The organism is Saccharomonospora iraqiensis subsp. paurometabolica YIM 90007 (assembly GCF_000231035.2).
In the GTDB taxonomy this organism is placed as follows: Bacteria; Actinomycetota; Actinomycetes; order Mycobacteriales; family Pseudonocardiaceae; genus Saccharomonospora; species Saccharomonospora paurometabolica.
On the sequence record NZ_KI912247.1, the window covers coordinates 23,672 to 30,998 of the forward strand.

8 protein-coding genes and 2 pseudogenes are annotated in these 7,327 nt (G+C 72.8%); 7 read left to right on the top strand and 3 right to left on the bottom strand.

Annotation, left to right across the window (positions count from 1 at the left end; genetic code table 11):
* From SACPADRAFT_RS27800 to SACPADRAFT_RS0214355, 3 genes are all read right to left on the bottom strand, one after another.
* Window positions 1-646: dynamin family protein (locus SACPADRAFT_RS27800; protein WP_198048335.1), on the bottom strand; the 646-nt coding region annotated here is incomplete at its 3' end.
* A 118-nt stretch (window positions 647-764) separates the two neighbouring features.
* Window positions 765-1,712: an SDR family oxidoreductase gene (locus SACPADRAFT_RS0214350; RefSeq protein ID WP_007025732.1), complete on the bottom strand. Its 948-nt coding sequence runs from the start codon at window positions 1,710-1,712 to the stop codon at window positions 765-767.
* Entirely contained in the window at window positions 1,709-2,284 is a 576-nt protein-coding gene (locus tag SACPADRAFT_RS0214355; RefSeq protein ID WP_007025731.1) for a TetR/AcrR family transcriptional regulator, read from the bottom strand. Before SACPADRAFT_RS0214355 ends, SACPADRAFT_RS0214350 begins: the two co-directional genes overlap by 4 nt.
* A gap of 57 nt (window positions 2,285-2,341) precedes the next feature.
* Between SACPADRAFT_RS0214355 and SACPADRAFT_RS34420 the strand changes: the two are divergent.
* The 7 genes and pseudogenes from SACPADRAFT_RS34420 to SACPADRAFT_RS0214390 all read left to right on the top strand — a co-directional run.
* Window positions 2,342-2,434, top strand: a pseudogene (locus tag SACPADRAFT_RS34420) (ABC transporter ATP-binding protein); the annotation flags it as partial.
* Between the two features lie 136 nt (window positions 2,435-2,570).
* Window positions 2,571-2,765, top strand: a pseudogene (locus SACPADRAFT_RS31565) (ABC transporter ATP-binding protein); the annotation flags it as partial.
* 302 nt (window positions 2,766-3,067) lie between these two features.
* Window positions 3,068-4,009, top strand: a complete 942-nt coding sequence (locus SACPADRAFT_RS0214370; protein ID WP_007025729.1) for an ABC transporter ATP-binding protein — start codon at window positions 3,068-3,070, stop codon at window positions 4,007-4,009.
* A gap of 47 nt (window positions 4,010-4,056) precedes the next feature.
* Window positions 4,057-4,824 carry an ABC transporter permease gene (locus SACPADRAFT_RS0214375; RefSeq protein ID WP_007025728.1) on the top strand — a complete coding sequence of 256 codons (768 nt, stop codon included), beginning with the start codon at window positions 4,057-4,059 and terminating at the stop codon, window positions 4,822-4,824.
* A gap of 401 nt (window positions 4,825-5,225) precedes the next feature.
* Window positions 5,226-5,720, top strand: coding sequence for a hypothetical protein (locus SACPADRAFT_RS0214380; RefSeq protein WP_157577180.1), 495 nt, complete (start codon window positions 5,226-5,228; stop codon window positions 5,718-5,720).
* Between the two features lie 79 nt (window positions 5,721-5,799).
* Entirely contained in the window at window positions 5,800-6,501 is a 702-nt protein-coding gene (gene trmB, locus SACPADRAFT_RS0214385) for a tRNA (guanosine(46)-N7)-methyltransferase TrmB (RefSeq protein WP_028662467.1), read from the top strand.
* A 156-nt stretch (window positions 6,502-6,657) separates the two neighbouring features.
* Window positions 6,658-7,116 (top strand): MarR family winged helix-turn-helix transcriptional regulator, encoded by a 459-nt coding sequence (locus SACPADRAFT_RS0214390; RefSeq protein WP_040924409.1) that lies wholly within the window; start codon window positions 6,658-6,660, stop codon window positions 7,114-7,116.
* The last annotated feature ends 211 nt before the right edge of the window (window positions 7,117-7,327 follow it).

Sequence of the window (7,327 nt, forward strand, 5' to 3'; positions counted from 1 at the left end):
TGAACGCCGCCAGGGCCTGCTCGTCGTCGGCGCGGACCGTCTGGGTCACCACGTGCAGGACGGCCTCGGCGTCGGTCACCGCGGCGCGCGAGGTCGCGTCCAGCTCGCCGGGGCCGTCGGTGCCCGCGGACCGGTCCGGGCCGGTGCCCTCGCCCCCGTCGCCGCCGCCGTCCCCGGTGGACTCCGGGGTGACCCCCGCCGGGCGGGTGAGGTGCAGCAGGTCCTCGGCCCGGGAGGCCGTGCCGGGGTCCGGCGAGCCGAGCCCGGGGGTGTCGACCACGGTCATGTGCCGCAACGCGGCACTGGTCAGGTACGCCTCCAGGTGCGAGACACGGTCGAGGTCCCGCCCGAGGTCGGCGGGGATCATGCCGTCCGGGGCGAACGGCAGCGCCGTCGTGGTGCCGTCCCGGAACACGACCTCGATGCGGTCGACCGTGCCGTACCGGAAGCGGGTGACCAGGCGGGTGCACTCCCCGACCCCGGTGGGCGCGACCCGCCGCCCGATCAACGCGTTGACCAGCGTGGACTTGCCCGACTTGAGGCGACCGGCCACGGCGACCTGCAAAGGTGCGTGCAGTCGGCGCACGACGCGGGTGAGGCCGTCGGCGGTCTGCGGGGAGACCTGCGACCGCAGACGCAGGCACATCTCCGCCACCGCGGCCGACAGCGGACCCGCGGCCCCGGTCCCGTCCGGCGCCGCGCTCACTGCGCCCCCTCGCCTGCCACGGCGGGCATTCTCCCACGCGCCCCGCCGCGCGCCCGGGTCAGCGGTACGGGGCCGGGTCGATCGTGCGCGGGTCGCGTCCCGCCCGGAACACCTCCCGGAAGTAGCGCCCGAAGTCGGGGCGGGAGCCGTCCACGTCGGTCACGCCGTAGGTGTGCATCAGCGTCCACGACGCGAGCGTCCGGCCGGCGAACCGGTCGCGCTCCGGGTCGGCCGCGAGCGCGGCGACCCCCCGCGCCAGGTAGTACGGGGTCTCCGACACGGCGAACTCGGGCCGTTCGTCGGTGACCGCGTCCCGCCAGGTGTCCTCGGTGACGCCGAACAGCTCCAGCATCGCCTCGGAACGCAGGAACCCGGGCGTGACGCTCAGCCCGGTCACCCCGGACGAGGCCAGCTCGGCGCCGAGTGCGCGGCCGATCGCCCGGATACCGCACTTCACCAGGTAGTACGGGACGCCCGCCCCGACGTAGTCGTCGTCCTCGCCGTCGGTCACCTCGACGACCAGACCACCCGGGCGGCGCACCACACACGGCAGTAACCGGTGCAACGCGATCAGGTGACTCTCGATCCCGTTGCGGACCATGGTCAACGCGTCGTCCAGATCGGAGTCCCAGTAGGCGGACGAGAAATCGACGTAGCGGTCGCCGCCCCACACGTCGTCCACGAGGACGTCCAGCCCGTCGGTGGTCGCCTCGACCCGCTCGCGCAGCGCGTCGACGTCGGCCACGGACGTGAAGTCGCAGCGCACCGGGACACCCCGGCCACCGGCGGCGTCCACGAGTTCGGCGGTGCCCTCGATCGTCTCGGGACGACCCAGCACCGAGGCATCGGCGCGGGTGCTGCGGCCGGTGACGAACACCGTGGCGCCCGCACGTCCCAGCTCCACCGCGATCGCCCGGCCGCATCCCCTGGTCGCCCCGGTGACCAGCGCGGTCCGGCCGCGCAGTGGCTGTCCCGGTCCGGTTCCGGCACCGCCGGTCGTGGTCATGTCCACCAGCTCCTCAGACACAGGTCCAGGTCGTGTGCGAGGCGATCGGTCAGCCGGCCCCGCGGCCGCACCGACCAGTCGAAGGCGGTGCCGTTCGCCGTGGCCACCAGCACCCGTGCGGCCACGGCGGCCTCCGGGGCGCTCCACTCCCGCGCCCGGTCCCGGCCGAGCACGGCGGCCACCTCGGCCTCCAGAGCGCGGTAGTGGGCCCCCAGTAGCTCCCGCAACGCCGGATCGGCCACGTCGACGCCGAGCTGGCCGAGGTGGTTGACCGCCGTCTCCGGGTCGTCCAGCCCGCCGAAGGCGGCGGTCAGCGCCTCCCGCACGCCGGTGCGCGCGTCGGGCGCAGCGGCGGCCGTCTCACGCATCCGCGTCACCACCGCCGCCGTGCCCGCCTCGGTCAACGCCACCAGCAGTCCGTGCCGGGAGCCGAACCGCCCCGCCACGCTGCCCACGGACACACCGGCCTCCTCGGCCACCGCGGCCAGCGTGAAACCCGGCCCGACCCGGCCGATGACCGCACCGGCCGCCTCCAGCAGCCGGTCGGCACTGATCCTCCGCGGTCGCCCCACCCGGTTATTGAACCATTGTTCATTAATCCGCGCAACCGGACTCCGGGCGGGAATCAGGCAAGCGACCTCGTCGTGATCGGCAAGGGCGAGCTGATCGCGCAGAGCGGCACCGACGAGTTCGTGGCCCGTGCGTCCGCCCTGACCGTCAAGGCGGTCGAGTAGGCGGTGGTTCGGCCCAGCGGCCGTGGGGCCGAGGGCGGCTCGGCCGATCGGCCGATTTCCCGGCCCGGGTTCCGGGCCGTCCGTCCGACGCGGTCGGCCCCGAACCCGGGAGAGGGTTCCTGCCATGGTTTTCGGGAGGAACACGACGATCCCGGTGGGCGGAGCGGACACCGGTGCGAATCCGGGCCGACCACCGGTGCCGACCGGGGCGTCCGCACCGGCACTGGCCGGGCGGGGACTGGTCAAGACCTACGGCACCCAGCGGGCGCTCGACGGGGTCGACATCGAGATCGCCCCGGGCGAGGCGGTGGCCGTGGTCCGATGACCGCACCGGCCGCCTCCGGCAGCCGGTCGGCACTGATCCTCCGCGGTCGCCCCACCCAATTATTGAACCGCCGTTCATCAACTCTGCGCGACCGGGCTCCGGGCGGGATCAGGGTCGAAATCAGGGTGATCACCGACGTCGCGGCCGGCCCGATGCGGCATCCTCGTTCGAGCGGGGGCGGGGGTGGTTCACCACGGCCCGCCGCGGACGCGGCCCCGCCCGAGGCCGGGCGTCCGTGGTGACCCACCCTCGTGACACAGGCATCTCTGCGGCACGGGCCGCACTGGAGGACACAGATGATCGAGGCACGCGGCCTCACCAAGCGCTACGGCAACACCCTCGCGGTGAACGACCTCTCGTTCGACGTGCAACCGGGTAAGGTCACCGGGTTCCTCGGGCCGAACGGGGCGGGCAAGTCCACCACGATGCGGATGATGCTCGGGCTGGACAACCCCACCTCCGGGGAGGTGCGCATCGCGGGCGAGCGCTACCGCGACCTGCGCCACCCGCTGCGGACCGTGGGGGCACTGCTGGAGGCACGGTGGGTGCACCCGAACCGGTCCGCGCGGGCGCACCTGCGCTGGATGGCGAAGTCGAACCGCATCCCGGAGCGCCGTGTCGACGAGGTGCTCGACGCGGTGGGACTCACCGACGTCGCCGGCAAACGGGCCGGGGGCTTCTCGCTCGGCATGTCCCAACGGCTCGGGCTCGCGGCGGCGTTGCTGGGTGATCCCGAGGTGCTGTTGTTCGACGAACCGGTCAACGGTCTCGACCCGGAGGGCATCCTCTGGATCCGCCGGTTCATGCAGCGCCTCGCCGAGGAGGGGCGCACGGTGTTCGTGTCCAGCCACCTGCTGTCCGAGATGGCGCAGACCGCGAGCGAGCTCGTCGTGATCGGCAAGGGCGAGCTGATCGCGCAGAGCGGCACCGACGAGTTCGTGGCCCGTGCGTCCGCCCTGACCGTCAAGGTGCGCAGCCCGGAGATCGACCGGTTGCGGGGCACGCTGGCCGAGGCGGGCGCCGAATGCACCGACGTCGACGACGGCGTCCTGGTCACCGGGATGGACAGCGAGAAGATCGGCGAGCTCGCCGCACGGGAGCAGGTCGTGCTGCACGAGCTGAGCCCACAGCGCGGCTCGCTGGAGCAGGCGTTCATGCAGATCACCGGGGACTCGGTGGAGTACCACGCCGACTTCGGTGCCGACGACGCCGAGGCACCCACCCCCGCCGGGGCCTGACCCCGCCCGGACGACCACACCGCCCACCGAGACCGACCGAGGAAATCATGACTCTGCTCGCCGTCGAACGCATCAAACTCCTCACCACCCGCTCACCCTGGTGGTGCGCGATCGCGGGTATCGCACTCACCGCCGGCTTCACCGCGCTCGTGGTCGGCAACGCGAGTGAGCGCTTTCCCGCCACCGTCGCGACCACCCAGTTCGGCTACACCTTCGGCCTCGCCGTGATCATGGTGCTCGCCGCGCTCGCCGTGACGACCGAGTACCGGTTCAGCACCATCCGCACGACGTTCCAGGCCGTGCCCAACCGGACGAAGGCACTGCTGGCCAAGACCACGGTCGTCGCGATCATCTCGCTGATCCTCGGCGAGATCATTGCCTTCACGTGCTGGGGACTGGCCCTGCTGCTGGCTCCCGTCCACGACCTCGCACTGGACAGCACCGCCGACTGGATCAACGTCGCGGGGGTCGGGGTGATCTTCGCGATCTCCGCCGTCATCGCGGTGGCGGTCGGGATTCTGGTGCGGCACAGCGCCGGGGCGATCTCGTTGTTGATGATCTACAGCCTCGCCGTGGAGGGGCTGGTCCAACTGATCCCGACGATCGGGGACGACATCTACGCGTGGATGCCGTTCAACGTGGCACACAAGTTCCTCACCGGGAGCGGTGAGGCGAACGGGGACCGCGTGGTCGAGGCGGGAATGCCACTGTCCACCTCGACCCTGAGCCAGGGCGGGGCGCTGCTCTACTTCGCCGTGGTCGCGGCCGCACTGCTGGCCGTGTCGCTCGTGGTCGCCAATCGGAGGGACGCCTGATCACGGTTCCACGGAACGGGAAGCGGGTCCCGGAAACGGTTCCGTGACCCGCTTTTCACCTCCGCGGGCGCCGGGAATGGTTTAATGACGGTTAACCCACCGTGGGCCGATTCACCCGGAAAGGTTTCCGGATGTGCACCGACGCGACGGTGGGTATTCCGGCGTCAGGAAAGCTCCACGGAGGTGACCCCTTGGCGGCGACACGGAACCCGGCGGCGGTGACCCGGACCGCGGTGGACCCGACGGCAGCGAATCCGGCGGTGGCAGCGAACTCGGCGGAGGCCCCGCCGACGGCAGCGGAAGCGGTGGCGGCGGAATCCGCGGCACCGGAGCCCGCGGCGGTGGACGCGGGCCGCGGGACGGCCCCGTACCCGGTGGTGCCGTCCCCGCGGCTGGAACCGATGGTGGAACTGGAATGGGCCGGCGCGATCGAACAACCGTTCGGGATCACCGACGCCTCCCGGCCCGCCGACCTCCGGGTGGCCTGGCTGCACCGTGCGCCCGAGGACGAGGTGCTGGCGCTGTACCGCGCGGCATGCGCGGTGAGCGGGCCGGTGCCGTCGCCGTGGTGGCTGCGGGCGGTGGCCGCGGGCACGCTGGCCTCCCGCGCCGACGGGTTCCGCGTGGAGGACCGGATCGACCGGCTGCTGGCGACCCGGCCCGGGTGGGAGTACGTGCCGTGGGCCGCCGACGGCGAGTCGGGCTACTGGGAGTTCATGCCCTCCGAGCGGGGCAGGCAGGGCCACCGGATTCCCACGACGATCCTGAACACCGACCGGCACCCCGGCTGGATCGACGTGCTCCCCGCGCACAGCGGCACGACCCCCGCGCCGATCCCGGTGGCGGGCCTGGCCGGCCTGCGCGCACGGCTGGGTGAGTTCGAAGCGGTGCGCTGAGCCACCGCCGACCGTGCTCGACCGGCCCCGTCGCCCTCCGGGGCCGGGGACCACCACGGTGCGGCTATCGTGCCCGTTCGTGGGAGAACAACAGCAGCCGCACCTGCGCACCGTGGTCAGCTACGTCAAACGCGGCGGGCGGATGACGGTCGGCCAGCAACGCGCGTGGGACCGTTTGTGGCCGACGTGGGGGACGACGGTGCCGGACCTGCCGGCCGGGCCGATCGACTTCGGCGGGTGGTTCGGGCGCGAGGCCCCCGTGGTGCTGGAGATCGGCTCCGGGATGGGGGAGACCACCGCCCGGCTCGCGGCGGCCGAACCGGAGGTCAACTACGTCGCCGTCGAGGTCTACGAGGCGGGGCTCGGGCAACTGCTGCTGCGCGCCGAGCAGCTCGGGGTGGACAACCTCCGGCTGGTCAAGGGCGACGCCGTGGAGCTGCTGACCTCCCACGTCGCCGAGGGGGCGCTGTCCACCGTGCGGATCCTGTATCCGGATCCCTGGCCGAAGAAGCGGCACCACAAGCGCAGGCTGATCCAGCCCGGTTTCGTCGCGCTGCTGGCCTCCCGGATGGCCGAGGGGGCGACGCTGCACCTGGCCACCGACTGGGCCGACTACGCCGAGCAGATGCTCGAGGTGTGCGAGGCCGAGCCGAGGCTGCGCAACGCCTACGACGGCTGGGCACCGCGCCCGTCCTGGCGTCCGGTGACCAAGTTCGAGCAGCGCGCCCGGACCGAGGGGCGGGCCAGTCGTGACCTGCTGTTCACCCGGACGACACCGTGACCGCTGTTCACCGGGACGACGCTGTGCACCGGGACGACGCTGTGCACCGGGACGGCACCGTGACCGGCGGTCCCGGCGTGGTGAATCCGCCGCACGAGCGGGCGATACCACCGACCGTGCGTGGCGCACGTCACCGTTGGTGATAGCCTGCTCACGGTGAACGGCCAGCACCGCACCGAGGAGTCGGCGCCGGCCCGGACGGCCTACCTCGTCAAACAACTCGAACTGGCCGTGCGCGCCCACATCGACTCCGCCGCGCGCCCGCACGGGCTCACGACCACCCAGTACACCGCGCTGGCCGCGCTGCGCCGGATCCCCGGCCAGTCGTCGGCCCAGCTCGCCCGCCGGTCGTTCGTCAGCGCGCAGACGATGCAGGAGCTCATCGCCGCCCTGGAGCGGCGCGGACTCATCGCCCGCACCCAGGCGCCCACGAACAAGCGGGTGCTGCGCATCCACCTCACCGACGAGGGGGCGCGCCTGCTCGACCGGATCGAGGTCGAGGTGGACGACATCGAGCGGGACATGCTCGCGGAGCTGGCCCCGGAGCAGGTGGAACAGTTGCGCCGGTCGCTGCGCGTGTGTACGCGGCGGCTGACGAAACCGCCCCGCACCTGAGCGCCGCGCACCCGAGCACGGTCGCGGACACCGACGAGCGCGGTGGGCGTGCCCGCCCCCGAGCGAACACGCCCACCGCCTTCATCTCCCCCCGGTTCGTGCGCACCGGTTCCGGCCCGCCGATCCCCGCGCTCCCCCGCGGGGCGGCGGGCCGCTACTCGTCGCTGAGCGGCTCGGCACCGATCCGCTTCAGCGCGGGCCCGCACACCGA

Coding starts and splice junctions, on each gene's coding strand:
- SACPADRAFT_RS0214350 (WP_007025732.1), bottom strand. CDS start 1,712: ATGACCACGACCGGCGGTGCCGGAACCGGACCGGGACAGCCACTGCGC.
- SACPADRAFT_RS0214370 (WP_007025729.1), top strand. CDS start 3,068: ATGATCGAGGCACGCGGCCTCACCAAGCGCTACGGCAACACCCTCGCG.
- SACPADRAFT_RS0214375 (WP_007025728.1), top strand. CDS start 4,057: ATGACTCTGCTCGCCGTCGAACGCATCAAACTCCTCACCACCCGCTCA.
- SACPADRAFT_RS0214380 (WP_157577180.1), top strand. CDS start 5,226: ATGGTGGAACTGGAATGGGCCGGCGCGATCGAACAACCGTTCGGGATC.